Genomic DNA, 23,524 nt, shown 5'->3' with positions numbered 1-23,524 from the left:
GGCCGGTCATGACCCAGGAATCCCCCGCGGAAGAGCTCGTCAGGGACGCGCTGAACCGGACGGCCCACGCGCTTCCCCCGCTGCCCGACCTGGTCCCCGAGGCGCTGCGGGAGGGCCACCGGAGGCGGGTCAGGACCCGGGCCCTCGCCGTCGGGAGCGCCTTCGCCGCCGTCACGGCGGTGACGCTGGGCCTCTCCGTGCTGGGCCCCTGGCTCCAGTCCGGGCCGGGCACGGAGCCCGGCGCGCCGCCCGCCGCTCCGCCGCGCGCCTCCCTCTCGCCGCCGACGCCGGACGCCTCCCCCACCGCCCCTCGGCGAAACGGGGCCGTGCCCTCCGCCCCGGACCCCGCGCCGACGGCCGCGCCCACCTCGGTGCCGTCGCCGTCGCCGCCGCCCGCGGCCCTCACCGCCGAACGGGCCGAGCGGCTGAAGAGCTTCCGGCGGCAGGCCGCCGCGACGCTCGAAGCCCTGCTGCCCCCGGCGGTCGGGAACGTCGTGCCGGTCGACGGGGACGTCTTCGGCTACCGGGCGGACAGCGGCGGCACCCTGCGCCCGGTGCACCTGTCGGTGCGCCGGGACCCCGGCGGCCGGCCGCCGTCCTGCCCCGCGGCGGCCGATCCGGCGGACTGCGCCACGTTCGCGCTGGGCGACGGCTCGCGCGCCCTGGCGCTCCGGCCGCCGGTCGCCGGGCGGCCGGGCACCACGGTCTCGCTCCAGTACCGCTTCCGCGGCAGCACTGTGACGCTCGCGGTGTCCCCGGCGGCACCGGGTGCGGAGACCCGTCCCGTCACCGTCGGCGAGCTGCTGGGCGTCGTCCGCAGCGAGCGGTTCCGGGAGCTGGTCGCGTACGCCGAGGCGTACGGCGTGCTGGACGGCGGTGGAGCGCCGTGACGGCGAACCACCGGGCGGACACCCTGCCGCGCGAGGAACCGGCTCAGGACGAGAACACGTTCCGGCTGCGCGTCCCGCCGCCCCGGCGGCCCGAACCGGCCGGCCCGCCCGGCGGACGGGCGCGGGGCCGGTCGCGCTCCCGGGTGCGGCGGAGGCGGCGCACCCGCCGCCGGGCGGTGGGCCTCGCCGCCGCGGTGCTGGCCCTCGGCGCGCTCACCGCCGTCCTCGCCGGGCGGCCCTGGCAGGACGCGGACGCCCCGGCGCGGGCGGTGCCCGTCGAGGCGATCGGCTCGCCGTCCGCCGAACCGGCCCCGCCGCCGCTCCCGTCCGCCTCGGCCTCCTCCCCCTCCTCGCCGCCGCCGACGCGAGCCGCCGAGGACCCGCCGCCGAAGGCGGAGGACGTGCCCGCCTCGGGCCCCGGCACGTTCACCGTCGCCCGCGCGGGCGTCACGGCGTCCGGCTCCGGCAGCGCCTACCGGGTGGAGGTGGAGGACGGTATCGGCGTCGACCCGGACCGGGCCGCCGAGGAGGTCGCCGCGATCCTCGCCGACCGGCGCGGCTGGAGCCACGGCGGCGAGCGCTCCTTCCGGCAGGTCGCCGACAGGTCGGCGGGGCTGGTGATCCGGATCGCGACTCCGGCGACCACGGACCGGATCTGCGGTTCGTACGGGCTGAACACGCGCGGCGAGGTCAACTGCCGGGGCGGCGAGGAGGTCATGGTCAACCTGAAGCGGTGGCTGCTCGGCTCGCCCCGGTTCGACGGCCCCGTCTCCGGCTACCGGGCGCTGATCATCAACCACGAGGTCGGCCACTGGCTCGGCCGGGGCCACGAGACCTGCCCCGGCCCGGGGCGGCCCGCCCCGGCGATGATGCAGCAGATCGACGGGCTCAAGGGCTGCGTCGCCAACGCCTGGCCGTACGACCGCCGGGGGACGTACCTGGGAGGCCCGAAGGTGCCGTGATCCGGCGCGGGTCCGGGACGCCCCGGATCAGCGGGCGCGGTGCACGAGCCGGCCCGCCAGGACCGTCGCCACGCAGGAGGACGCGCCGGACGTGCGGAGCGCCGGTTCGTCGGGCACGTCGAAGACCGCGAAGTGCGCCCCGGCCCCCGCGACCAGCGGGCCGTACGCCGTACCGGCCAGGTCGCCGCCGCCCGCGAAGGGGTCCAGGTCCGGCGGGCCGGAGGGCGGTGGACCGGCGGGCAGCCGGCCCAGCCCGGACCGGGCCACGGCCGTCCGCAGCACCGGATCGTCCCCGTCCGCGAGGCCCGCGAGGTGGGTGGTGCCGTGCCGCAGCATCCGCTGGAGGCCGCGCCGGACGCTGCCGGCCCGCCGGGTCGCGTCCATCGTCGCCGCGATCCGCTCGAACTCCTCGCCCCACAGCGGCAGTTCACCCAGCTCGTCGGCCTCGCGCGGGTCGGGGTGGTAGCAGCGGGTGAGCAGGTCGCGGGCCCGGTCCTGGCGCAGTCCGGGCGTGAGGACGCCGGGCCAGCGGCGGATGCGGGCCGCCGGGTGCGCGGCGACGACCTCGTCCAGCGGGCCGACGGCCGCGATCCGGTCGCCGTCCACCGCGACCGCGCCCCCGGCCACGGCCGCCGCGCCGACCGGCAGGACCAGCGGCGCGGCGTGGATCGTCAGCACCGGCGCTAGTTGGCGCTGAGGAGCTTCAGCTCCGGGTGGGCCGTGCCGCCCTCGATGGCGGTGGAGGAGATGTGCGAGACGACCCGCTCGTCGACCGGGTCGTTCGCCGGGTCGTCGTGCACGACGAGGTGTTCGTACGTGGTGGCGCGCTGGGCCGGGACGCGGTCCGCCTTGCGGATCAGGTCGATGATCTCCATCCGGTTGGAGCGGTGCCTGGCTCCGGCGGACGAGACGACGTTCTCCTCCAGCATGATCGAGCCGAGGTCGTCGGCGCCGTAGTGCAGCGACAGCTGGCCGACCTCCTTGCCGGTGGTCAGCCAGGAGCCCTGGATGTGGGCGACGTTGTCGAGGAAGAGCCGGGCGATGGCGATCATCCGCAGGTACTCGAAGAGCGTGGCCTGCGTGCGGCCCTTCAGCTTGTTGTTCTCCGGCTGGTAGGTGTACGGGATGAAGGCGCGGAAGCCGCCGGTGCGGTCCTGGACGTCCCGGATCATCCGCAGGTGCTCGATCCGCTCGGCGTTGGTCTCGCCGGTGCCCATCAGCATGGTGGAGGTCGACTCGACGCCCAGGCCGTGCGCGATCTCCATGATCTCCAGCCAGCGCTCGCCGGACTCCTTGAGCGGCGCGATCGCGGTGCGCGGCCGGGCGGGCAGCAGTTCGGCCCCGGCGCCCGCGAAGGAGTCGAGCCCGGCCGCGTGGATACGGCTGATGGCCTCCTCGGCGGAGACCTCGGAGATCCGGGCCATGTGCTCGATCTCGGACGCGCCCAGCGAGTGGATCACCAGCTGCGGGAACGCCTTCTTGATCGCGGAGAAGTGCTCCTCGTAGTACTCGACGCCGTAGTCCGGGTGGTGGCCGCCCTGGAACATGATCTGGGTGCCGCCCAGCTCCACGGTCTCCGCGCAGCGGCGCAGGATGTCGTCGAGGTCGCGGGACCAGCCCTTGGCGGTGTCCTTGGGCGGCGCGTAGAAGGCGCAGAACTTGCAGGCCGTCACGCACACGTTGGTGTAGTTGATGTTGCGCTCGATGATGTACGTCGCGATGTGCTCCGTACCGGCGTAGCGGCGGCGGCGTACGGCGTCGGCAGCCGCTCCCAGCGCGTGCAGCGGCGCGGACCGGTACAGGTCGAGCGCCTCCTCCGGGGTGATCCGACCGCCCTCGGCGGCTCGGTCGAGGACGGGCTGAAGGTCGGCCTTCTCGGTCACCGGGCTGTCACCTTTCGGCGGTTCTTCTACGGATCCTCGGACCGATCCAGCCTACGCCAGCCCCTGCCGCCGTCAGCCGCGGGACCGGGTGAGGGTCCCGTACGGAAGACCGGCCGCGCGCTCGTCGGAGCGGTAGCGGAGCGTCCGGTCGTCGGCGAGCCGGAACACCAGATCCGCGTCGGTGCTCGTGCACAGGCCCGCAGTGCTGGGCCGGTCCGGGTCGGTGCGTTCACGGACGCGCAGCTCCGACGCCGTGCCGGAGGTGAGGGAGCCGACGCTGTTGCAGGTGACGGTGGCCCCGAGCCGGGAGATCGTCGTGCTCATCCGGACGACCCGGCTGCCCAGCCGTCCCTCGGTGAACACCGCGGTCAGGGTGCCGTGCGGCTGACCGCTCGTCCGCTCGGTCAGCGGCCCCTCCCAGGTGCCGGCGAACGCCTTCGGCACTTCGCCCACCTGGGCGCCGCCCGCGGCCGGCGGATCGCGGGACGGGTCGGAGGGATCGGGCGTCGGCCGCTCGTCGGAGGCGGAGGCGGAGGCGGAGGACGAGACGGAGGCCGGGGCGGACGGCCTGCCCGCGGCTTCCTCGCCGCCCTGGCGTCCGTCCGGGTCGCCGCCCGGCAGGAAGTCGCCGAGCAGGCCCGATCCGAGGGTGACGACCGCGAGCGCGCCCGCCACGGTCAGCGCCGCGGTGCAGCTGACCCGGCGGTTGCGGCGGGCGACGGCCGCGGCCTCCGGGACGCCGCCGAAGGCGACCGAGAACCGGCCGTCGCGCCGCCCGGCCGCCGCGCCCCCGCCGGGAGAGGCCGACGGCGGGGCGGGGCGGAAGCCGTACGGCGACGGCGTGTCGCGGGAACCGTACGGCGACGGCTCGACGGGCGGCCCGAACGCACCGGTCCACGCCGGACGCGCGCCGCCGCGGCCCTCCCCGTACGGGCCGCTCGCCGCGTCGCTGTCCTCAGCGGCGGGCCCGTCGCGGGGGTCCGGCGCTCCGGCGTCCTGCGGGCCGCCGGAGAACGGCACCGGCCGGGACTCCTCCACGGGCGCGTCCTGCGGCTCCAGGTCCAGCAGCGCCACCGCGGCCCGGCTGACCTCGCGCACCAGCAGGCCCGGGAGCCAGCCGCGCGCCACCATCGACGCGGCCCCGTCGGGGGCGAGCGTGCGGGCGAGGTCGGCCGGGGCTGGGCGGCGGCCGGGGTCCTTGGCCAGGCAGCCGGCCACCACCTCGCGCAGCTCGCCCTCCAGCCCGCCCAGTTCGGGCTCCTCGTGCACCACCTTGTAGAGGAGGACGGCGGACGAGTCGCCGGAGAAGGGGCCCGCGCCGGTCGCCGCGTACATGAGGACCGCGCCCAGCGAGAAGACGTCCGCCGCGCCCGAGACGTCGTGGCCCCGGATCTGTTCGGGCGCCATGTAGCCGGGCGACCCGACGGAGACCCCGGTGGAGGTGAGGGAGACGGTCGCGCCCAGCGCGCGGGCGATGCCGAAGTCGATCAGCCGGGGGCCGTCGAGGGCGAGCAGCACGTTGGAGGGCTTCACGTCGCGGTGGACGATGCCCTGGCCGTGGACGGCGGCGAGGGCTTCGGCCAGCCCGGCTCCGAGCGTGCGCACCGCGTGCCCGGGAAGCGGGCCGTGCTCGGTGACCGCCTGCGAGAGCGGCGGCCCGGCCACGTAGCCGGTGGCCACCCACGGGACGGGGGCGTCGGGGTCGGCGTCCAGCACCGGGGCGGTCCACTGCGCGCCGACGCGCCGCGCGGACTCCACCTCGCGCCGGAACCGGGCACGGAACTGCTCGTCGAGCGCGAAGTGCGGGTGGACCACCTTGACGGCCACCGTACGCCCGCCCGCGCTGCGCCCCAGATAGACCCGGCCCATGCCGCCCGCGCCGAGCCTGCCGAGCAGCCGGTAGGCGCCGACGGCGCGCGGTTCGCCCGCTTCCAACGGCTGCATATGTGGACTCCCCCCGTGAACCCTGTGAACCGTCCGGACTCCGAACGAAGCCTAGGGGGCGCGCGTTGCGGGGTCACCGCTAAACGGCTGGACCATTCCCCCTTCTCGGGGCGGGAGGGGATGATTTCGACCCGGGGAAAGGCGCGAATGTGTTGTTCCTCCGCGCGATACCCGCGCGATACCCGCGCGATGCCCGCGCGATACCCGTGGAGAAGCGGGCCCTGGTGCGGCGGCCTGCGCTATTCGGTATCCGGGAAACGGTCCGGACGGCCGCGCATTCGCCCGCGCCGTTCTCCGACAAGTCCTTCGGGATTCACCTATTCGTGCGGTCGGCCGGCCCTGTGCGGTCAGCCGCCGAGGAGTTCCACGTTCACGTCCGCCGGGTAGCCGGTGCCCGATCCGGTGCGGCGGGCGAACTCGCGGACGCCGGCCAGCTGGTCCGGCCCGAAGCGGAAGTCCAGGGTGGTGAAGTAGCGCTCCAGCACCTTCGCGTCGAACGCCTCCCAGCGGGCGGCCTGCTCCGCGACTTTGGCGACCTCCTCCAGGGAGAGGTCCCGGGAGGCCAGGAACGCCTCGTGCACCTGGGCGGTCTGCTCGGGCTGCGCGGCCAGGAAGTCCTTGCGGGCCGCCCAGACGGCGAAGACGAACGGCAGGCCCGTCCACTCCTTCCACATCTGGCCCAGGTCGTGGACCTGGAGCCCGAGGCGCGGGGCGTCGTGCAGGTTGGCGCGCAGCGCGGCGTCGCCGATGAGCACCGCCGCGTCCGCCTCCTGCATCATCAGCCCCAGGTCGGGCGGGCAGGTGTAGTAGTCGGGGCGGACGCCGTAGCGCTCGGCGAGGAGCAGCTGCGCCAGGCGTACGGAGGTGCGCGAGGTGGAGCCGAGCGCCACCCGCGCGCGGTCGAGCTGCTCCAGCGGGAGCTGGGAGACGATCACGCAGGACATCACCGGCCCGTCGCAGCCGACCGCGATGTCGGGGAAGGCCACCAGGTCGTCCGCGTGGCGCAGGTACTCCACCAGCGTGACGGGGCCGATGTCCAGGTCGCCTCTGATCAGCTGCTCGCTGAGCCGTTCCGGAGTGTCCTTGGACAGCTCCAGGTCGAGCAGGGTCCCGGTACGCGCCAGGCCCCAGTACAGGGGGAGGCAGTTCAGGAACTGGATGTGGCCGACGCGCGGCCGGCTGCGACGGTCGTCGCCTGGGAGGGGGGAGACGGTTGAATTGTCCACGTCGCGAGGCTAGACCCGCTCCCGGCCCGCGGCACCACCGGGGCGTCGGCCGCCGGCGCTCCTTCCCGGGCGTCCGCATCCGGCCACGCGCCCCTCGCACGCCCTGCGGCGCACCTCTCGCGCGCCCCTCCCCGTCACCGTCCCGACCGGCCAATCAAACATTCGAGTGAAGTGATCTTTCCCTCTACCGCTTCCCGGAGACAGCGTGCTAGGCTCGCCCGCAAGTTGCAGTTTGGTTTCCCTTGCAGTACAGAGCCTGCGGAGCATGTAACCCGCAGGCTTTTGTAGTTTTCAGACTTGTTTGCAGGTTCTGGAGCAGGGCAACCCTTTGGCCCAAGGAGGGCTTATGGCTACCGGAACCGTCAAGTGGTTCAACGCTGAAAAGGGCTTCGGCTTCATCGCCCAGGACGGCGGCGGCCCGGATGTCTTCGTTCACTACTCCGCGATCAACGCGTCCGGGTTCCGCTCCCTCGAGGAGAACCAGGTCGTGAACTTCGACGTCACTCAGGGACCCAAGGGTCCGCAGGCTGAGAACGTCACCCCGGCCTAGTTGCCCGGGTCGGCCGATCGCGGTCGCACCTAGCAGTACCCAAGGAGCCCCGCTCCCCCGCTTCGGCGGAGGAACGGGGCTCCTGCCTGTACGCGCCCCAGGGGGTGTCTGACACATGCCCGCGGCGTCGCGAGCCCTCGCACGCACGCTCGCCGCGTTGCCGGAACACCCACGTGGCTCCGCCACGAGGGCGCCCCGGCGCCTTGCGATCGCACGCACCAGACCCCGCTCCTTCTCCCACGCTCATGTGTCGGACACCCCCTGGCCCGCCGAGCCCGGTCCCGCCCAGAGCCCGTCCTCGGTGAGCCCCAGCAGTTCGATCGCGTTGCCGCGGACGATCCGCTCGACGACGTCCGGGGCCAGGTGCCCCATCTGCGCCTCGCCGACCTCGCGGGACTTGGGCCAGGTCGAGTCGGAGTGCGGGTAGTCCGTCTCGTACAGGACGTTGCCGACCCCGATCGCGTCGAGGTTGCGGAGCCCGAAGGCGTCGTCGAAGAAACAGCCGTAGACGTGGTCGGCGAACAGCTCGGACGGCGGCCGGTGGACCTTGTCGGCGACGCCGCCCCAGGCGCGGTTCTCCTCCCAGACCACGTCGGCGCGCTCCAGGATGTACGGAATCCAGCCGATCTGCCCCTCCGCGTACATGATCCGCAGGTTCGGGAAGCGTTCGAACTTGCCGCTCATCAGCCAGTCGACCATCGAGAAGCAGCAGTTGGCGAAGGTGATGGTGGAGCCGACGGCCGGCGGGGCGTCGGCCGAGGTCGACGGCATCCGGGAGGAGGAGCCGATGTGCATGGCGATCACGGTTCCGGTCTCGTCGCAGGCGGCGAGGAACGGATCCCAGTCGTCCGCATGTATGGACGGAAGCCCGAGATGGGGAGGTATCTCGGAGAACGCGACCGCGCGCACGCCCCGCGCCGCGTTGCGCCGCACCTCGGCCGCGGCCAGTTCCGCGTCCCACAGCGGTATCAGGGTGAGCGGGATGAGCCGGCCCCGCGCCTCGGGGCCGCACCACTCCTCCACCATCCAGTCGTTGTAGGCCCGCACCCCGAGGAGGCCGAGCTCGCGGTCCTTCGCCTCGGTGAACGTCTGGCCGCAGAACCGCGGGAAGGTGGGGAAGCAGAGGGCGGACTGGACGTGGTTGACGTCCATGTCGGCGAGCCGGTCCGGGACCGAGTAGGAGCCCGGCCGCATCTGCTCGTAGGTGATGACCTCCAGCTTGATCTCGTCGCGGTCGTAGCCGACGGCGGTGTCCAGCCGGGTCAGCGGGCGGCGCAGGTCCTCGTAGACCCACCAGTCGCCGACCGGGCCGTCGTCGCCGCGCGCGCCCATCACGGGCGCGAACCTGCCGCCGAGGAAGGTCATTTCCTTCAGGGGCGCGCGGACGACGCGCGGTCCGGAGTCCGCGTACCGGGACGGGAGCCGGTCCCGCCAGACATGAGGGGGCTCCACCGTGTGGTCGTCCACCGAGATGATCTTCGGGAAGGTCTCCATGCCTTCCACGGTAGCGCTGATCTGACGAACCGTCAGCTATTCGTCCGGCATCGGGACCCGGCCCGGTTTCCGAATCGTTGTCGAGGGCTTGTGCAGAGCGTCACCCACTGCTGACGGGGCCGCCCGGGACAAGGCAGACTGTTGAGCGCGATACCAGCGGTACCGAACGAACCGGAAGCCCGCCGCGGACCGGCACACCGCCGAGGACGCGGGCACGGGCGCCACCGGGCAGGGCCCGCGGACGAGCGGGGCGGGCGGGCGAGCAGGACAGGGGGCATCAATGGACCGTGACCACGGGCCACGCGTGCGCGTACCGGAGCAGCGCGCTCCCGAGGAACCGGGTACGGCCGACGCCCTCAGGTTCAGCGTGCTCGGTCCCGTACGGGCCTGGCGGGGACCGCAGATGCTCCCGTCCGGTTCGCCGCAGCAGCGCGCCCTGCTGACCGCGCTCCTCCTGCGCGAGGGCCGCACGGCCACCGCGGGCGAACTGATCGACGCCTTCTGGGGCGAGGACCCGCCCTCCCAGGCGCTCGCCACCATCCGGACGTACGCCTCCCGGCTGCGCAAGGTCCTGGGGCAGGACACCCTGGTGAGCGAGTCGGGCGGCTACGCGATCCGGATCGAGCGGGGCGCGCTCGACCTCACCCTGGCGCAGGACCTGGCCGCCGACGCCGAAAAGGCCCGCGCGGCCGGCGACCGCGCCCAGGCGCGCACCCTGTTCAACAAGATCCTCGGGCTGTGGGACGGCGAGGCGCTCGCCTCGGTGCCCGGACCGTACGCGGAGAACCAGCGCACCCGGCTGGAGGAATGGCGGCTCCAGCTCACCGAGAGCCGGCTCGACCTGGACCTGGAAGTGGGCTGCCACGCCGAGGCCGTCTCCGAACTCACCGCGCTCACCGCCGCGCACCCGCTGCGCGAACGGCTGCGCGAGCTGCTGATGGTGGCCCTGTACCGCAGCGGCCGGCAGGCCGAGGCGCTCGCCGTCTACGCCGACACCCGGCGGCTCCTCGCGGAGGAGCTGGGCGTCGACCCGCGCCCCGAACTGGCCCAGCTCCAGCAGCGCATCCTGCGGGCCGACGAGGAACTGGCCCGCCCGGCCGACGAACCGGCCCCCGCGCCCGCGCCGCTGCGCCCCGCCCAGCTTCCGGCGACCGTACCGGACTTCACCGGCCGGACCGCGTTCGTCACCGAGCTGACCGGCCTGCTCGCCGCCGCCGAGGGCTCGGTGATGGCCGTGTCCGCGGTCGCCGGGATCGGCGGCGTCGGCAAGACGACGCTCGCCGTGCACGTCGCCCACCGGGCCCGCGCGCACTTCCCGGACGGACAGCTCTACGTCGACCTCCAGGGCGCGGGCGCGCGGGCCGCCGATCCGGAGACGGTGCTCGGTTCGTTCCTGCGCGCGCTCGGCACCGCGGACTCGGCGATCCCGGACAGCCTGGACGAGCGCGCCGCGCTCTTCCGCTCGACGCTGGACGGCCGCCGCGTCCTGGTCTTCCTGGACAACGCCCACGACGCGGCGCAGATCCGCCCGCTGCTGCCCGGTACGCCGGGCTGCGCGGCGCTGGTGACGAGCCGGGTCCGGATGGTCGACCTGGCCGGGGCGCACCTGGTGGACCTGGACGTGATGTCGCCGGAGGAGGCCCTTCAGCTCTTCACCCGGATCGTCGGCGCGGAGCGGGTGGGCGCGGAGCGGGACGCGGCGCTGGACGTGGTCGCCGCCTGCGGCTTCCTGCCCCTGGCCATCCGGATCGCCGCCTCCCGGCTCGCCTCCCGCCGCACCTGGACGGTCTCCGTCCTCGCCGCCAAGCTCGCGGACGAACGCCGCCGGCTCGACGAGCTCCAGGCCGGCGACCTGGCGGTGAAGGCCACCTTCGAGCTGGGCTACGGCCAACTGGAGCCGGCCCAGGCCCGCGCCTTCCGCCTCCTCGGGCTCGCCGACGGCCCGGACATCTCGCTGGACGCGGCGGCGGCCCTGCTGGACCTGGAGCCGCACACGGCGGAGGACCTGCTGGAGGCGCTGGTCGACACGAGCCTGGTGGAGTCGGCGGCGCCGGGCCGCTACCGCTACCACGACCTCGTACGCCTCTACGCGCGTGCCTGCGCGGAGCGGGACGAGCAGTCGCCGCGCGAGCGGGAGGAGGCGGTGTCGCGGCTGCTGGACTTCTACCTCGCCACGGCCGCCGGGGTGTACGCGCTGGAGCGGCCGGGCGACCGGACGGTGGACCATCTGCACGCCACCCGGCGCGCGGGGCTGTCGTTCACCGACCACGGCCGGGCCCTCGACTGGCTCTACACGGAGGCCGGCTGCCTGCTGGCCTGCATCCAGCAGAACCGCGGGCCCGCGTCCGTCCGGCGCGCGGTGGACCTCCTGCTGGCCTCCAAGGACCTCGCCGAGTCGGGCGCGAACTCCCGCCAGTTCGAGTCCGCGGCGACGGTGGCGCGGGACGCCGCGGGCCTGGTCGGGGACCCGCAGGCGGAGGCCCGAGCGCGTACCGCCCTCGCCCAGGTGCACAGCATGGCGGGCCGGTTCGACCAGGCGGAGGCGGAGGCCCGCAGGGCGATGCTGCTGGCCGCGTCGGTGGACGACGTGTGGACCCACGGCAACGCCCCGAACGAGCTGGGCATCATCGCCGGCTACCGCAACCAGCACGTCGAGGCCGAGGCCCTTCTGCGGCAGGCGTGCACCGCGTTCCGCGCGGACGGCAACCAGGCGGGCGAGGCCAGCGCCCTGTGCAACCTCTCCCGCGTCCACCTCGCCATGGGCCGGACCGCCGGGGCGGTGAAGCTGGCGGGCGAGGGTGTCGCCGTCTACCACCGGATGGGCCTCACCCTCCGGCTGGCCAACGGCCTCTACGCCCTGGGCCTGGCCCTGGCGCACGCCAACCGCCCGGAGGAGGCGGAAGGCCGGCTCACCGAGGCCCTGGCCGTCTTCCGGGAGAGCCGCCAGCGCCTGTGGGAGGGGATGACGCTGTTCCGGCTGGCCGAGGTCCAGCTCACCGCGGAACGGCCGGCCCGGGCCGCCGCTCTCGCCGAGCAGGCGCTCACCGTGCTGCTCCACATAGGCGGTGAGTGGCGGCGCGCCAACGTGCTCACCGTGCTCGGCCGGGCGCTGCACGGCATAGGGCAGGCCGACCGGGCCCAGGTCTGCTGGCGGGAGGCGCTTTCCGTCTTCGAGCAGTTGGAGGCTCCCGAGGGCGACTCCGTCCGACGCCTGCTCAGCCCCATGGGGACCTCCAGCGAGACCTGACAGCAAGCGCGTTCATCGTTCGTTTATCGCCGGTGTGCAGTCTTGCTCCTGTCGAAACGTCGCGTCGGGGGGCAGACGATTCGGCAGGTGGAACCGAGCACTAAGGTGAACGGCTCTGCATGGCCCGTCCGGCAGCCCACGGGGGAGCAGCTGGACGGGCCTAGCCGACAGTCCACGCACCCAGTAACGGAGTTCACGAAGATGAGCGATGCCAAGAAGACCGAGCTGCCCGAGGCCGACCCCGGCACCACGGGCGACCTGAAGCCCGCGGACAGCCACATGACCGGCGAGCCCGCCCTCAAGCCGCTGGGCGACAGCCACATGACGGGCGAGCCGACGGCCAAGCCCATGGACAGCCACATGACGGGCAGCGACCCGCGCTGAACCGATCGACCAGGGGGAGCGGGCGGGGCGACGCCGAGGGGGAGCCGCCGCGCTCGCTGAACACGGGGGACGTGCGGGGCCCGGGCCAGGGGATGGCCCGGGTCCCGCACGCGCGTCCGGCGTCCGCGACGTCCCGGGTGACGGGCTCGACGACGATTCCGGACATGGCCCAGTCCCAGGCCGACAGGAGCACCTTGCCGTGGTACGCCTCGATGAGCGTCATGGAGCTGGTCACCACCCGGACACCCGACTGGTGCGCCTTCGCCAGGATGCCCGCCATCGCCCGGTCACGACGAGTGACCCTGGACAGCGCCTCGCAGTCCAGGATGAAGCACATGTCCTTCATCAGGCCGCCGCCCCGTCACTGTCCGCACCGGATTCCTGGTCCTCGAACCACCGCTCGACGTCTCGCAGCTCAGCGGCCGAGGCCGCCTGCTCCTCCTCGGTCGGCGGACCGTACTCCTTCTGCGTCCAGGCCACCAGCGCCCCCAGCCGGTCGCCCCCTCAGCTCGCCCTTCACCACCTTGCCGCTCGCGTTGCGGGGCAGCTCGGAGACGAACTCCACGGCGCGCGGCACCTTGAAGTTCGCCATCTCGCGGCGCGACCAGGCGATCAGGTCGTCGGCCGTCAGCGTCGCGCCCCGGCGGCGGACCGCGTACGCCTTGCCGACCTCGCCGAGCCGCGGGTCGGGGACGCCGACGACCGCGACGTCGGCGACGTCCGGGTGGAGGCCGAGGAGCTGTTCGATCTCCGCCGGATAGGCGTTGAAGCCTCCGACGATGAACATGTCCTTGATCCGGTCCGTGATCCGCAGGTTGCCCGCCGCGTCCAGGACGCCCACGTCGCCCGTGCGCAGCCAGCCGTCCGGGGTGATCGTCTCGGCGGTGGTCTCCGGGTCCTCGAAGTAGCCGCGCATCACGGTGAAGCCCCGCACCTGGATCTCGCCGGGCTCGCCGGGCTCCGCCAGGACGCGGACCTCGGTGCCGGGGATCGCGCGGCCCGAGGTGGTCGCGACGGTGTCCGCCGGATCGCCCCGGCGGCACATCGTGACGATGCCGCTCGCCTCGGAGAGGCCGTACGCCGTGAGGACGGTGGCGATGCCCAGTTCGCCGCGCAGGCGCTCGACCAGCCGCAGCGGGACCACCGCCGCGCCGGTGACCACCAGGCGCAGGGCCGACAGGTCGTGCGAGGCGCGGGCCGGGTGGTCCAGCAGGGACTGGTGGAGGGTGGGCGGGCCCGGCAGCACCGAGATCCGCTCGGCCGCGATGTTGGCCAGCACCGTGTCCACGTTGAACACCGGCTGCGGGACCATCGTCGCGCCCCGCATCAGGCAGGCGATGATGCCCGCCTTGTAGCCGAAGGTGTGGAAGAACGGGTTGACGATCAGATAGCGGTCGCCCTCGCGCAGCCCCGCCAGCTCGCTCCAGATGGCGTACGCCCGCAGCGTCTGCGCGTGCGTGATGACCGCGCCCTTGGGGCTGCCCGTCGTGCCGGAGGTGTAGACGATGTCGGACGGGTCGGACGGGGCCACGGCGTCCGCCCGCTCGCGTACGGCGGAGGCGGTCACGCCCGCTCCGGCCGCGAGGAAGTCCGGCAGGCTCGTGTAGTCCTCGGGCGCGGTGTCGGCCAGCACCACCACCCGTTCCAGGTCGGGCAGTTCGACCTCGGTCCGGCGCAGGGACGCCACGTACGAGGTCCCCAGGAACGTGCCGGTGACGAAGAGCAGCCGGGCCCTGCTGCGGCGCAGGACGTGCGCCGCCTCGGTGCCTTTGAAGCGGGTGTTCAGCGGGACCAGGACCGCGCCGGCCGTGACCGCGCCGAGCGCGGAGACGATCCAGTCCAGCGTGTTCGGAGCCCAGATCGCGACCCGGTCCCCCCGCCGCACGCCGGCGGCCAGGCACCCGGCGGCGGCGCGCTCGACGCGCTCGCCGAGCCCGGCGTACGTGAGGCGGGTGCGCCCCTCCACCACCGCCTCCCGGCCGCCGTACCGCCGCGCCGCCGTCCGCACCAGCTCCGGGATGCTGCCCCATTCCTCGTCGCCGCGCATCGCGTGCCCCTCCCGCCGCATTCCGAACGCCGAACTCCCGCACTGAACGCACTAGCTGACTATCCGTCAGATTAGCGGTAGCCTCTGCCGCTGTCAGCAGGCTCGACGGTGCGGGAGGTTGGCGGATGGCGACGCTCAAGGACGCGACGGCGATAGTCGGGATCGGGCAGACGGCCTTCGCCAAACGCCTCCCCGAACCCGAGAAGACCCTGGCCTGCCGGGCGATCCTGGCCGCTCTCGACGACGCGGGCATCGCCCCCTCCGAGGTCGACGCCTTCTCCTCGTACACGATGGAGGAGACCGACGAGGTGGAGGTCGCCAAGGCGGTCGGCGCCGGCGACGTCACGTTCTTCTCCAAGGTCGGCTTCGGCGGTGGCGGCTCCTGCGCCACGCTCGCCCACCTCGCCGCCGCCGTCGCGACCGGCCAGGCGAGCGTCGGCGTCGCCTGGCGCTCGCGCAAGCGCGGCTCGGGGCCCCGCCCGTGGAGGAACACCGCCGTCCAGCTCCCCACCCCCGCCCAGTGGACCCGCCCCTACGGGCTGCTGCGGCCCGCCGACGAGATCGGGATGCTGGCCCGGCGGTACATGCACGAGTACGGGGCCACCCGCGACCACCTCTTCAACGTCGCCCTCGCCTGCCGCAACCGGGCCAACCAGAACCCGGACGCGATCATGTACGAACGTCCGCTGACCCGCGAGATGTACATGACCTCCCGGTGGATCAGCGAGCCGCTGTGCCTCTTCGACAACTGCCTGGAGACGGACGGGGCCCTGGCCTGCGTCGTCGTCTCCGCCGAGCGCGCCCGCGACTGCCGGCAGAAGCCGGTGCTCCTCCACTCCGTCGCGCAGGGCCTGCCCGCCCAGCACCACGGAATGGTCAACTACTGGAACGACGACCCGCTCACCGGACCCGCCTGGACGGCCGCCCGGCAGCTCTGGAAGCAGGCGGACTTCGGACCCGAGGACGTCGACGTGGCCCAGATCTACGACGCGTTCACCCCGCTCGTCCCGCTCTCCCTGGAGGGCTACGGCTTCTGCGGGCGCGGCGAGGGCGGCGCGTTCACCGAGGGCGGGGCGCTGGAGGCCGGCGGGCGGCTGCCGCTCAACACCGGCGGCGGCGGGCTGAGCGAGGCGTACGTCCACGGCTTCAACCTCATCACCGAGGGCGTGAAGCAACTGCGCGGCACGTCCACCTCCCAGGTGCCCGACGCCGCCACCTGCCTGGTCACCGCGGGCGAGGGCGTGCCCACGTCCGCCGTACTGCTGAGGAGCTGAGGAACCCATGCCCGACTCCCTGCCCGCTTCACCGCCCGAGCCCCTGCCCGCGTCACCGCCCGATTCCCCGTCCGAGCCCCTGCTGCTGCCCGTCGTCGACGAGGACGGCGCGCCCTTCTGGGAGTACGCCGCACGCGGCGAGCTGCGCGTCCAGGCGTGCGCCGCCCCGGCCTGCGGCGAGACCCGCTTCCCGCCCCGTCCCTGCTGCCCGCGCTGCGGGTCGTTCGAGAGCCGGTGGCGGAAGATGAGCGGGCGCGGCCGGATCTGGTCGTTCGTGGTCCCGCACCCGCCGCTGCTGCCCGCCTACGCCGAACAGGCCCCGTACAACGCGGTCCTGGTCGAGCTGATGGAGGCCCCGCACATCCGGCAGGCCGGGAACGTCGTCGCCGGGCCGGACGCGCCGCTGAACTCCGTGGACCCGGCCCGGCTGCGGATCGGCGCCCCGGTGCGGGCCGTGTTCTGCCCGGTCGCGCCGGGCGTGAGCCTGGTCCGCTGGCTGCTGGAGCGGTGAGCCGTGGCGCTGCGCACCGAGCGGGACGCGGCGAGCGGCGTCGCGCTCGTCACCCTGGACCGGCCGCACCGGCTCAACGCGATCGACCTGGAGACGGCCGCCGAACTGGCCTTCGTATGGCGGGAGTTCCGGTTCGACGACACCGTACGGGCGGTGGTCCTCACCGGGGCCGGGACCCGCGCCTTCTGCACCGGGATCGACCGGGACGTCACGGTCCCGCAGCCCTCCTCACCGTACGCGCTGGACGATCCGCTGCTGCGGATCGGGCCCAAGGCGAACGACCTCTGGAAGCCGGTGGTCGCGGCCGTGGAGGGGATGGCGTGCGGCGGGGCGTTCTACCTGCTGGGCGAGGCGGAGTTCATCGTGGCCTCCCGGGAGGCCACGTTCTTCGACCCGCACACGACGTACGGGATGGTCTCGGCGTACGAGGCGATCGCGATGGCCCAGCGGATGCCGTTCGGCGAGGTGGCCCGGATGTCCCTGATGGGCGGCGCCGAACGGATCGGCGCCGCCCGCGCCCACACCATCGGCCTGGTCAGCGAGGTGACGGAACCGGGCGGCGCGGTGGCGGCGGCACTGCGGGCGGCGGCGGTGACGGCCTCCTGCCCGACCGGGGCCGTCCAGGGCACGGTCCGGGCGCTGTGGGCGGCGAAGGAGGCCGCGCGCAGCCAGGCGATGGCGCAGGCCCCGGCGCTCATCGCCCTCGGCAACCTGGCCCCCGAGCGGCAGGCCGAGCTGTTCGAGGGCCGGGCCCGGGGCGGGCCGCCGCGCGTGCGGTGAGCGGCCCGCGCCGCGTCCGGCTCAGATCGCCTGGGCCGTCACCCGGCAGCGCTCGACCCGCTTCACCTGGCCGGGGCTGTCCATCCGCACGGTGAGGTCGCGCACGTCGCCCTGGTCGAGCGTCGCGGTGGCCTCGGCGGTGTCGACGGTGTTCCCCCGCGCGTCGAGGAACGTCACGTCGATCTCGTACGTCCGCGAGCCGGACTCCCGCGCGCGGAGTTCGACGACGGACGAGGTGAGCGCCGCGCGCTTGCCCTTGCGCGGGCGGGCGCAGCGGATCACCCGGATGTCGGGGCCGTCGGAGGCGGTGGGCGTCGGCGTGCCGTAGGACGAGCCGGAGGAGGACGAGGAGCCGTCGTAGGCGGTGTCGTCCTCGTCGTCGTAGTCGTAGGCGCGGTAGCCGTTGTTGCTCTTCTTCGAGCTGGAACACCCGCCGCCCGAGCTGCTGCCGCTGCTCTTGCCGCCGCGGCTCTTGCCGCCCTTGCCGCCGCTGGTGGAGGTCGAGAACCCGGTGAGCGCGAGCACCACCACGACCAGAACCGCCGCGAACCTCATCTGCCGCCGCATCATCGATGCAGCCCCCCTTGCCGTCGTCCCGCCGTCGTACGCCGTGCCGTCAGCGGCACGGTCCGTCCCCAGCATGACGGGTACCGCCCCTGGTTGGGGTCATGCCCCTGTCACGGTCCGGTCATGGGCCGCGTGGCGGGAGTGATCTTCCGGGCGTAGCGTCGGGCCGGGGGCCGCGCACGCCGCTGGAGGCTGACGATGATCCGCAACGCCCTCGGCTCCCTCGTCGCGCTCGCCGGGGCCGCGTCGGCGGTGCTGAGCCCCTTCCGCGACTGGTACGACGGGCGGGTGGGGCACGACTACCGGGTGCGCGACCTCTTCGAGGGGATCACGGTCACGTCGTCGGGCGTGCTGGTCTCGATCCTGCTGCCGTTCCTGGTGGCCGCGCTGCTGGTGATCGCCGGGGTGGTGCTCCGCTCGCGGCTCGTGGTCGCGGTGGCGGGGTTCCTGGTGCTGGCCTTCACCGTGCTGTGGATGGTGCGTCAGGGACAGGCCCGGGGCTCGCTCGTGGTGGCGGCGGACGGGTCCGGGCTCCAGACGGGGGTGGCGAACGCGCTCGCGGGCGGACTGCTGATGCTCATCGGCGCGCTGCTGATGAGCGGGCGGAGCCGCCGCCGGGCCGGGCGGCAGCCGGCGCGGCCCGCGCAGCCGGTGGAGCCGTACGGGCCGCCGGGGCCGGACCGGGTGGACACCTGGCCGCCCACGCAGGAGCCCGGGATGAGCGTGCAGACGTCGACGTGGCCGGAGCCGGAGGTGGACCCGTACACGGGCCCGGACCCGTACGCGCCGAACGCCCCGTACGCGCACCCGCAGGAACCGCACGACCCGTACGCACCGCACGAGCCGTACGGCGTCCGCGACCCGTGGGCCGACGGCCCGCCGCCTCCGCCCCGGCCCCCGCACCCGCCGTCCCCGCACCCGCACCCGCCACCCCCGGACTCGCCTCCTCCTGACCGGAGTTGAGGCGGCGCGGGGCTCGGGCGCGGGCCCGTGCGTCGGGCTCAGGCGCGGGCCCGGTTGCCCGTGCCGGTGCCCTTGAGCGCGTCCAGGGCGTAGACGCAGCGGTCCTTGCTGCACGCGTAGACGACGCCCGCGCGGGCGACCGGCGATCCGGTGATCTCGCCGCCGGTGGCGAGCTTCCAGCGGAGCTGGCCGCCCGCCGCGTCCAGGGTGTAGAGCACGTGGTCCGCGGAGCCGAAGTGCACCCGGCCGTCGGCGACGACCGGCGAGCCGACCACGTCGCCGCCCGCGGCGAAGCGCCACTTCGGGGTCCCGGTCACCGCGTCCAGGGTGTAGAGCGCGCTGCCGCTGCCGACGTGCACGTTGCCCACCGCGACCAGCACCGGTTCGAGGGAGGACCGGGCCTCCGTGGCGATCCGCCAGCGGTCCTTGCCGGTCGACGCGTCGAGCGCGTAGACGGTGCCGAGGTAGTCCGCCAGGTAGACCCCGCCGCCGGTCACCGCCGGCCCCGGCGCGAACGCGGGCGGCGACAGGAACGCCGCCGGAGCCTCGAAGTGCCAGCGCACCCGGCCCGAGGCGGTCTCCACCGCCAGCACCCGGGTGCCGGCTGCCACGTAGACGCAGCCGTCCGGGGCCGGGGCCACCCGGACCGGCACGCCGCCGCAGGAGGCCGCGTCGCCGATCGGGTACGACCAGCGCTCGACGCCGGTACGGGCGTCGAGCGCGCGCAGCCGGGCGTCCTGCCAGACGTAGACCGTGCCGTCGTGGATGACCGGGGCGGCCTCGGCCGTCTCGAAGTCGCTCTGCGCGCCGGTGATCTCCCACAGCTTGTCGCCGCTGGACGCCTCCCAGCCCTGGACGCCGCCGCCCCGGGTCGCGGTGAGGACCGTTCCGCGGTCGGCCTTGAGGGCGTACACCCAGGCGTCGCTCCGCTGCCGCCACCGCTCGCCGCCGGTGGCCGCGTCCAGGGCGTACAGCGACGGGCCGTCCGAGGCGTGGATCCTGCCGCCCTCGACGGCCATCGCCCAGGCCACGTCCCGGGTCTTGAACTGACGCCGCCCGTTGCCCACGTCCAGCGCGTGGACCTCGAAGGACGTGACGTACAGCAGGTCGCCGGAGACGACCGGCGTGCCCCACACGTCGTTGGACATGCGGAAGCGCCAGGGCCGCCAGCGGTCGGGGGCCGCGGGCGCGGTGTCCGGGGCGGGGCCGGGGGCCGGTACGGGGGCGGTCCGCCCGGCGGTGGGCGGCGCGACGGTTCCGAGCAGGCCGGTGGGCGGGCGTACCCAGCCCGTCACGGCGGCGGGACGCGCGGCTGCGCCCCGGCCCTCCCCCGCGCGCGGCCCCGGACCGATCGGCGCCTTGGCGCCGGGCAGCCGGACGGGGCCGCCGTCGGGTGCCGGGGTGGACGGCAGGGCGGACATCGGGGACGGCGGGGCGAGCGGCGAGGGGGAACGCAGGTCGGCCCCGTCGCGCCAGCCGGCGGCCCGGTCCGGGACGTGCGGCGGCTGCGGAGGGAGCGGCGGGGGCGCGATCGGGGCGGGCGGCGCGGTACGGCCGCCGCCCCTGCGGCGCTCGATCATCGCGGTGGCGCGGGCCGGCAGCCAGGCGGAGGCCGTGCCGCTGTCGTCGCTCCCGGAGGCGAACAGGTGCGGGGCGAGCTGGGACTGGAGGTCGGCGGGGCTGGGCCGCCGGGTCGCGTCCCGCTGCATGCAGGCCTCGATCAGCGGGCGCAGGTCCTCCGGCAGGCCCTCGGTGTCGGGGCCCTCCCTCAGCAGCATGAACACCGTCTCGACCGGGTTGGCCCCGTGGAAGGGCGCGTGGCCGGTCGCGGCGAAGACGAGGGTGGAGCCCAGCGAGAAGACGTCGCTGGCCCCGGTGACGCTGCGCGAGTCCCGGGCCTGCTCGGGCGACATGTAGGCGGGGGTGCCCACGGCGACGTTCGTCATGGTCAGGCGGGTGTTGGAGACCCCGGAGGCGATGCCGAAGTCGATCACCCGGGGGCCGTCCTCGACGACGAGGACGTTGGACGGCTTGAGGTCGCGGTGGACGAGCCCCGCGCCGTGGATGGACTGGAGGGCTTCGGCGATGCCGGCCGCCAGCCAGCGCACGGCCTGGGTCGGCATGGGGCCGCACTCGTTCACGATCTCTTCGAGCGAGGGGGCGGGCACGTAGGCGGTGGCCAGCCACGGCACGGCGGCGCGCGGGTCGGCGTCGACGACGGCCGCCGTGTAGAAGCCGCTGACCGCGCGGGCGGCCTCGACCTCACGCGTGAAGCGGACCCGGAACAGCTGGTCCTCGGCGAGCTCGGTCCGCACCGTCTTGATCGCCACCCGCCGGCCGGACGCCGAGCGGGCGAGATAGACCAGCCCCATGCCGCCGGCGCCGAGCCGTCCCAGCACCTCGAACGGGCCGATCCGTCTCGGGTCGTGCTGCGTCAGCTGCTCCATCACTTGCCCTGCCACCTCCCCGTACGGACCTCAGGAACGAAGCCCGCGAATTACCGCCCGGCGAAATCCCGCCCCGCGCAGCGTCTCACCACTGAGCACCACCCGGCGGTGCGCACCCCCGATTCTTCCTGGCCGGGCCGCCGGTTGCGAACCCGGGGGCGGACCGGGGTGTCTCATGCCACTTCGGCCCGTACCGCCGCACAACGGGTTACGGGAGCGGCTTCGCGCCACGGGCTGACGGGCTGACGGGCTGACGGGCTGACGGGCTGACGGGCTGACGGGCGGCAGTACCGCGCTACCGCGCTCGCCGGCTACCGAAGCGACCGGCCCGGCTGGAGGACGGCGAAGACGGCGCCCTGGTCGTCGTGGAGGACGGCCATCCGCCCGTACGGGATGTCGAAGGGCTCGGCGGAGATCCGGCCGCCCAGCCGTACGGCGAGTTCGGCCGCCGCGTCGCAGTCGCCGACGGCGAAGTAGGTGAGGAAGTGGCTGGGCATCACGGCGGGCAGCGCGTCCGTGATGACGCTGCGACCGCCGACGGCGGTGTCCGGGCCGGGCTCGGTGCCCCGGGGCGACCACATGCGGAAGCCGACCGGCGTCGCGGAACGGCCGGGGACGCCCTCGCCGGCCCCGCCGGCCCCGTCCGGGTGGTCCGCCCCGCCCGGGTCGTCCGGGTGTTCCGGGTCGGTGGAGCGGAAGCCGAAGACCTGCTCGTAGAAGGGATCCACCCGCTCGGGCTGCCGGGTGTAGACCTCGGTCCAGCAGAAGGACCCGGGCTCGTTCTGCTTCTCGAACCCGGCGCGGTCGACCGGTTGCCAGAGGCCGAAGACCGCGCCGCCGGGGTCGGCGGCCTGGGCCGTGATCGCGGCCCGTCCCGCCCGCACCGGGTCCGTGATCACCTGCCCGCCGTGTTCGCGGATCGCGGCGACGGTGGCCCGGACGTCGTCGGTGGCGAAGGAGACGCCCCAGGCGGTCGGCAGTCGGCCGTCCTTCTTGGCGGCGAGCCCGGCGACGAGCCGTCCCTCGCTCAGCGCGTCCGCGAAGGGCATGCCGTCGTCCGCCCGGAAGGACCAGCCGAACAGACCTCCGTAGAAGCGCTTGCCCGCTTCGAGGTCGGAGAGCTGCACGTCCACCCAGCACGGCGCCGAATGCGCGAATGCGGCCATGGGCCCCGGTCCTTCCGTTGCGGTGACGCCGGTCACACTCAACGTAGCGCCGGGCCCAGCGCGGCGCGCTTCGGCGCACTCCGGGCACTCCCTGGAGAACACGCGGGCGCACCTCTGGAGAACATCTGACCGCAGGGTGAAGGCCGCGCACACCGTGTGGACGAAAGTTGTCCACCGAAGTTGTCCACAGGCTGTTGATAACACTATTGCCGGAGTCGGTGGGCGGGCGGCGGCGGGCCGTCGGCACTGCGTGCCGGGGCGCTCGGCCCGTCCCCGGGGACAGGTGCGGCACCCCTCGCCGACGGCGGCCGAAAACCATCGCTGCGATCACCCGCGTACCCCGCCGGTCCTGCGACGTTCCCCATTTGCAGTCGGCCGAATCGCGCTCCCATCACCCCTCGGTAAGCTGACGGCATGACAGGACAAGTACGCACCGTCGACGGCCGCGTGGCCGGCCGACGCGGCCAGGCGACGCGGCAGAAGCTGCTCGACTGCCTCAGCGAGATGCTCAGCTCCTCGCCGTACCGGGACGTCAAAGTCATCGACGTCGCCCGGAAGGCCGGGACTTCACCCGCGACTTTCTACCAGTACTTCCCCGATGTGGAGGGCGCCGTCCTCGAAATCGCCGAGGAAGTGGCCAAGGAGGGCACCGGGCTGACCGAACTCGTCGCCGGACGCCCCTGGGTCGGCAAGGCCGGCTGGCAGACGGCCGAGGAACTGGTCGAGGGATTCCTCGACTTCTGGCGGCACAACGACGCGATCCTCCGCGTGATCGACCTCGGGGCCGCGGAGGGCGACAAGCGGTTCTACAAGATCCGTATGAAGATCCTCAACTCGGTCACCAACTCCCTCACCGATTCGGTGAAGGAGCTCCAGAGCAAGGGCAAGGTCGACAAGGACGTCAGCGCCGCCGCGATGGCGGGCTCCCTGGTCGCGATGCTGGCAGCGGTCGCCTCGCATCAGAAGGGGTTCACCACCTGGGGTGTGAAGCAGGCCGAACTCCGCCCGAACCTGGCCCTGTTGGTCCATCTCGGCATCACCGGGAAGAAGCCGACGAAGTAGTCCGAGTCCGCCGCACGGCGTCGCACCCCCTTCGTCGCCGGACGGGCCCGCTCCGGCCCGGCGCTCAACGTCCTGCGTCCTGTCTCACCGGCGGCGGACCACCGGGCACACCCGCCTGGTGGTCCGC

General features: G+C 74.1%; 19 protein-coding genes. 10 read left to right on the top strand and 9 right to left on the bottom strand.

All coding sequences use genetic code 11. The annotated features are described in order from the left end of the window. Positions 1-8: 8 nt before the first annotated feature. Both EES43_RS17120 and EES43_RS17115 read left to right on the top strand, forming a co-directional pair. Entirely contained in the window at positions 9-890 is an 882-nt protein-coding gene (locus EES43_RS17120; protein ID WP_124269520.1) for a hypothetical protein, read from the top strand. Further along, complete coding sequence (locus EES43_RS17115; RefSeq protein WP_206430071.1) at positions 887-1,852, top strand: DUF3152 domain-containing protein; 966 nt, start codon at positions 887-889, stop codon at positions 1,850-1,852. Before EES43_RS17120 ends, EES43_RS17115 begins: the two co-directional genes overlap by 4 nt. 27 nt (positions 1,853-1,879) lie before the next feature. Here EES43_RS17115 and EES43_RS17110 read toward each other — a convergent pair whose 3' ends face one another. From EES43_RS17110 to EES43_RS17095, 4 genes are all read right to left on the bottom strand, one after another. After that, entirely contained in the window at positions 1,880-2,530 is a 651-nt protein-coding gene (locus EES43_RS17110; RefSeq protein WP_124269519.1) for an imidazolonepropionase-like domain-containing protein, read from the bottom strand. Between the two features lie 5 nt (positions 2,531-2,535). Then, on the bottom strand, positions 2,536-3,735 hold the full coding sequence (gene mqnC, locus EES43_RS17105; RefSeq protein ID WP_124269518.1) for a cyclic dehypoxanthinyl futalosine synthase: 1,200 nt from the start codon (positions 3,733-3,735) through the stop codon (positions 2,536-2,538). Between the two features lie 72 nt (positions 3,736-3,807). Beyond that, the gene (locus tag EES43_RS17100; protein ID WP_124269517.1) at positions 3,808-5,679 is read right to left on the bottom strand and encodes a serine/threonine-protein kinase; all 1,872 of its coding nucleotides are present in this window, start codon (positions 5,677-5,679) and stop codon (positions 3,808-3,810) included. A gap of 347 nt (positions 5,680-6,026) precedes the next feature. Then, positions 6,027-6,905 (bottom strand): menaquinone biosynthetic enzyme MqnA/MqnD family protein, encoded by an 879-nt coding sequence (locus tag EES43_RS17095; RefSeq protein ID WP_124269516.1) that lies wholly within the window; start codon positions 6,903-6,905, stop codon positions 6,027-6,029. A gap of 346 nt (positions 6,906-7,251) precedes the next feature. On the opposite strand from EES43_RS17095, the gene EES43_RS17090 reads away from it, so the two are divergent. Then, a complete protein-coding gene (locus tag EES43_RS17090; protein ID WP_003967102.1) occupies positions 7,252-7,455 on the top strand; it encodes a cold-shock protein in 204 nt (67 codons plus the stop codon). Positions 7,456-7,698: 243 nt separating this feature from the next. Here the strand turns inward: EES43_RS17090 and EES43_RS17085 are convergent, their stop codons facing one another. Then, on the bottom strand, positions 7,699-8,949 hold the full coding sequence (locus tag EES43_RS17085; protein ID WP_124269515.1) for an amidohydrolase family protein: 1,251 nt from the start codon (positions 8,947-8,949) through the stop codon (positions 7,699-7,701). A gap of 280 nt (positions 8,950-9,229) precedes the next feature. Here EES43_RS17085 and EES43_RS17080 point away from each other — a divergent pair, with 280 nt between their 5' ends. Together EES43_RS17080 and EES43_RS17075 are read left to right on the top strand one after the other, a co-directional pair. Further along, positions 9,230-12,196, top strand: a complete 2,967-nt coding sequence (locus tag EES43_RS17080; RefSeq protein ID WP_124269514.1) for an AfsR/SARP family transcriptional regulator — start codon at positions 9,230-9,232, stop codon at positions 12,194-12,196. Between the two features lie 201 nt (positions 12,197-12,397). Beyond that, positions 12,398-12,580 carry a hypothetical protein gene (locus EES43_RS17075; RefSeq protein WP_124269513.1) on the top strand — a complete coding sequence of 61 codons (183 nt, stop codon included), beginning with the start codon at positions 12,398-12,400 and terminating at the stop codon, positions 12,578-12,580. Positions 12,581-12,995: 415 nt separating this feature from the next. On the opposite strand, the gene EES43_RS17065 is transcribed toward EES43_RS17075, so the two are convergent. Beyond that, on the bottom strand, positions 12,996-14,627 hold the full coding sequence (locus EES43_RS17065) for a FadD3 family acyl-CoA ligase (protein ID WP_277426074.1): 1,632 nt from the start codon (positions 14,625-14,627) through the stop codon (positions 12,996-12,998). Between the two features lie 125 nt (positions 14,628-14,752). On the opposite strand from EES43_RS17065, the gene EES43_RS17060 reads away from it, so the two are divergent. From EES43_RS17060 to EES43_RS17050, 3 genes are read left to right on the top strand one after another with little or no spacing between them, the layout of a single operon-like run. Beyond that, positions 14,753-15,901, top strand: a complete 1,149-nt coding sequence (locus EES43_RS17060) for a lipid-transfer protein (protein ID WP_124269512.1) — start codon at positions 14,753-14,755, stop codon at positions 15,899-15,901. A gap of 7 nt (positions 15,902-15,908) precedes the next feature. Then, positions 15,909-16,412, top strand: a complete 504-nt coding sequence (locus EES43_RS17055; RefSeq protein ID WP_241192462.1) for a Zn-ribbon domain-containing OB-fold protein — start codon at positions 15,909-15,911, stop codon at positions 16,410-16,412. 3 nt (positions 16,413-16,415) lie between these two features. Further along, entirely contained in the window at positions 16,416-17,192 is a 777-nt protein-coding gene (locus EES43_RS17050; RefSeq protein ID WP_124269511.1) for an enoyl-CoA hydratase/isomerase family protein, read from the top strand. A 21-nt stretch (positions 17,193-17,213) separates the two neighbouring features. Here EES43_RS17050 and EES43_RS17045 read toward each other — a convergent pair whose 3' ends face one another. After that, the gene (locus tag EES43_RS17045; protein ID WP_124269510.1) at positions 17,214-17,762 is read right to left on the bottom strand and encodes a hypothetical protein; all 549 of its coding nucleotides are present in this window, start codon (positions 17,760-17,762) and stop codon (positions 17,214-17,216) included. Between the two features lie 195 nt (positions 17,763-17,957). On the opposite strand from EES43_RS17045, the gene EES43_RS17040 reads away from it, so the two are divergent. Beyond that, complete coding sequence (locus EES43_RS17040) at positions 17,958-18,722, top strand: hypothetical protein (protein ID WP_124269509.1); 765 nt, start codon at positions 17,958-17,960, stop codon at positions 18,720-18,722. A gap of 38 nt (positions 18,723-18,760) precedes the next feature. On the opposite strand, the gene EES43_RS17035 is transcribed toward EES43_RS17040, so the two are convergent. Both EES43_RS17035 and EES43_RS17030 read right to left on the bottom strand, forming a co-directional pair. After that, complete coding sequence (locus tag EES43_RS17035) at positions 18,761-21,169, bottom strand: outer membrane protein assembly factor BamB family protein (RefSeq protein ID WP_124269508.1); 2,409 nt, start codon at positions 21,167-21,169, stop codon at positions 18,761-18,763. A gap of 311 nt (positions 21,170-21,480) precedes the next feature. Continuing rightward, positions 21,481-22,335, bottom strand: coding sequence for a VOC family protein (locus EES43_RS17030; protein ID WP_124269507.1), 855 nt, complete (start codon positions 22,333-22,335; stop codon positions 21,481-21,483). 414 nt (positions 22,336-22,749) lie between these two features. Here EES43_RS17030 and EES43_RS17025 point away from each other — a divergent pair, with 414 nt between their 5' ends. Then, complete coding sequence (locus tag EES43_RS17025; protein ID WP_124269506.1) at positions 22,750-23,397, top strand: TetR family transcriptional regulator; 648 nt, start codon at positions 22,750-22,752, stop codon at positions 23,395-23,397. Positions 23,398-23,524 lie beyond the last annotated feature (127 nt).

This window comes from Streptomyces sp. ADI96-02 (assembly GCF_003846185.1).
Taxonomy (GTDB): Bacteria; Actinomycetota; Actinomycetes; order Streptomycetales; family Streptomycetaceae; genus Streptomyces.
Note: the sequence above shows the minus strand (reverse complement) of the source record. Positions and strands in the feature narration are given on the sequence as shown.

Excerpts from the sequence above, each read along its gene's own strand:
- EES43_RS17055 (WP_241192462.1), top strand. The coding sequence starts at position 15,909 with ATGCCCGACTCCCTGCCCGCTTCACCGCCCGAGCCCCTGCCCGCGTCA.
- EES43_RS17120 (WP_124269520.1), top strand. The coding sequence starts at position 9 with ATGACCCAGGAATCCCCCGCGGAAGAGCTCGTCAGGGACGCGCTGAAC.
- EES43_RS17045 (WP_124269510.1), bottom strand. The coding sequence starts at position 17,762 with ATGATGCGGCGGCAGATGAGGTTCGCGGCGGTTCTGGTCGTGGTGGTG.
- EES43_RS17100 (WP_124269517.1), bottom strand. The coding sequence starts at position 5,679 with ATGCAGCCGTTGGAAGCGGGCGAACCGCGCGCCGTCGGCGCCTACCGG.
- EES43_RS17085 (WP_124269515.1), bottom strand. The coding sequence starts at position 8,949 with ATGGAGACCTTCCCGAAGATCATCTCGGTGGACGACCACACGGTGGAG.
- EES43_RS17075 (WP_124269513.1), top strand. The coding sequence starts at position 12,398 with ATGAGCGATGCCAAGAAGACCGAGCTGCCCGAGGCCGACCCCGGCACC.
- EES43_RS17080 (WP_124269514.1), top strand. The coding sequence starts at position 9,230 with ATGGACCGTGACCACGGGCCACGCGTGCGCGTACCGGAGCAGCGCGCT.
- EES43_RS17090 (WP_003967102.1), top strand. The coding sequence starts at position 7,252 with ATGGCTACCGGAACCGTCAAGTGGTTCAACGCTGAAAAGGGCTTCGGC.
- EES43_RS17030 (WP_124269507.1), bottom strand. The coding sequence starts at position 22,335 with ATGGCCGCATTCGCGCATTCGGCGCCGTGCTGGGTGGACGTGCAGCTC.
- EES43_RS17065 (WP_277426074.1), bottom strand. The coding sequence starts at position 14,627 with ATGCGCGGCGACGAGGAATGGGGCAGCATCCCGGAGCTGGTGCGGACG.
- EES43_RS17060 (WP_124269512.1), top strand. The coding sequence starts at position 14,753 with ATGGCGACGCTCAAGGACGCGACGGCGATAGTCGGGATCGGGCAGACG.
- EES43_RS17025 (WP_124269506.1), top strand. The coding sequence starts at position 22,750 with ATGACAGGACAAGTACGCACCGTCGACGGCCGCGTGGCCGGCCGACGC.
- EES43_RS17035 (WP_124269508.1), bottom strand. The coding sequence starts at position 21,169 with ATGGAGCAGCTGACGCAGCACGACCCGAGACGGATCGGCCCGTTCGAG.
- EES43_RS17040 (WP_124269509.1), top strand. The coding sequence starts at position 17,958 with ATGATCCGCAACGCCCTCGGCTCCCTCGTCGCGCTCGCCGGGGCCGCG.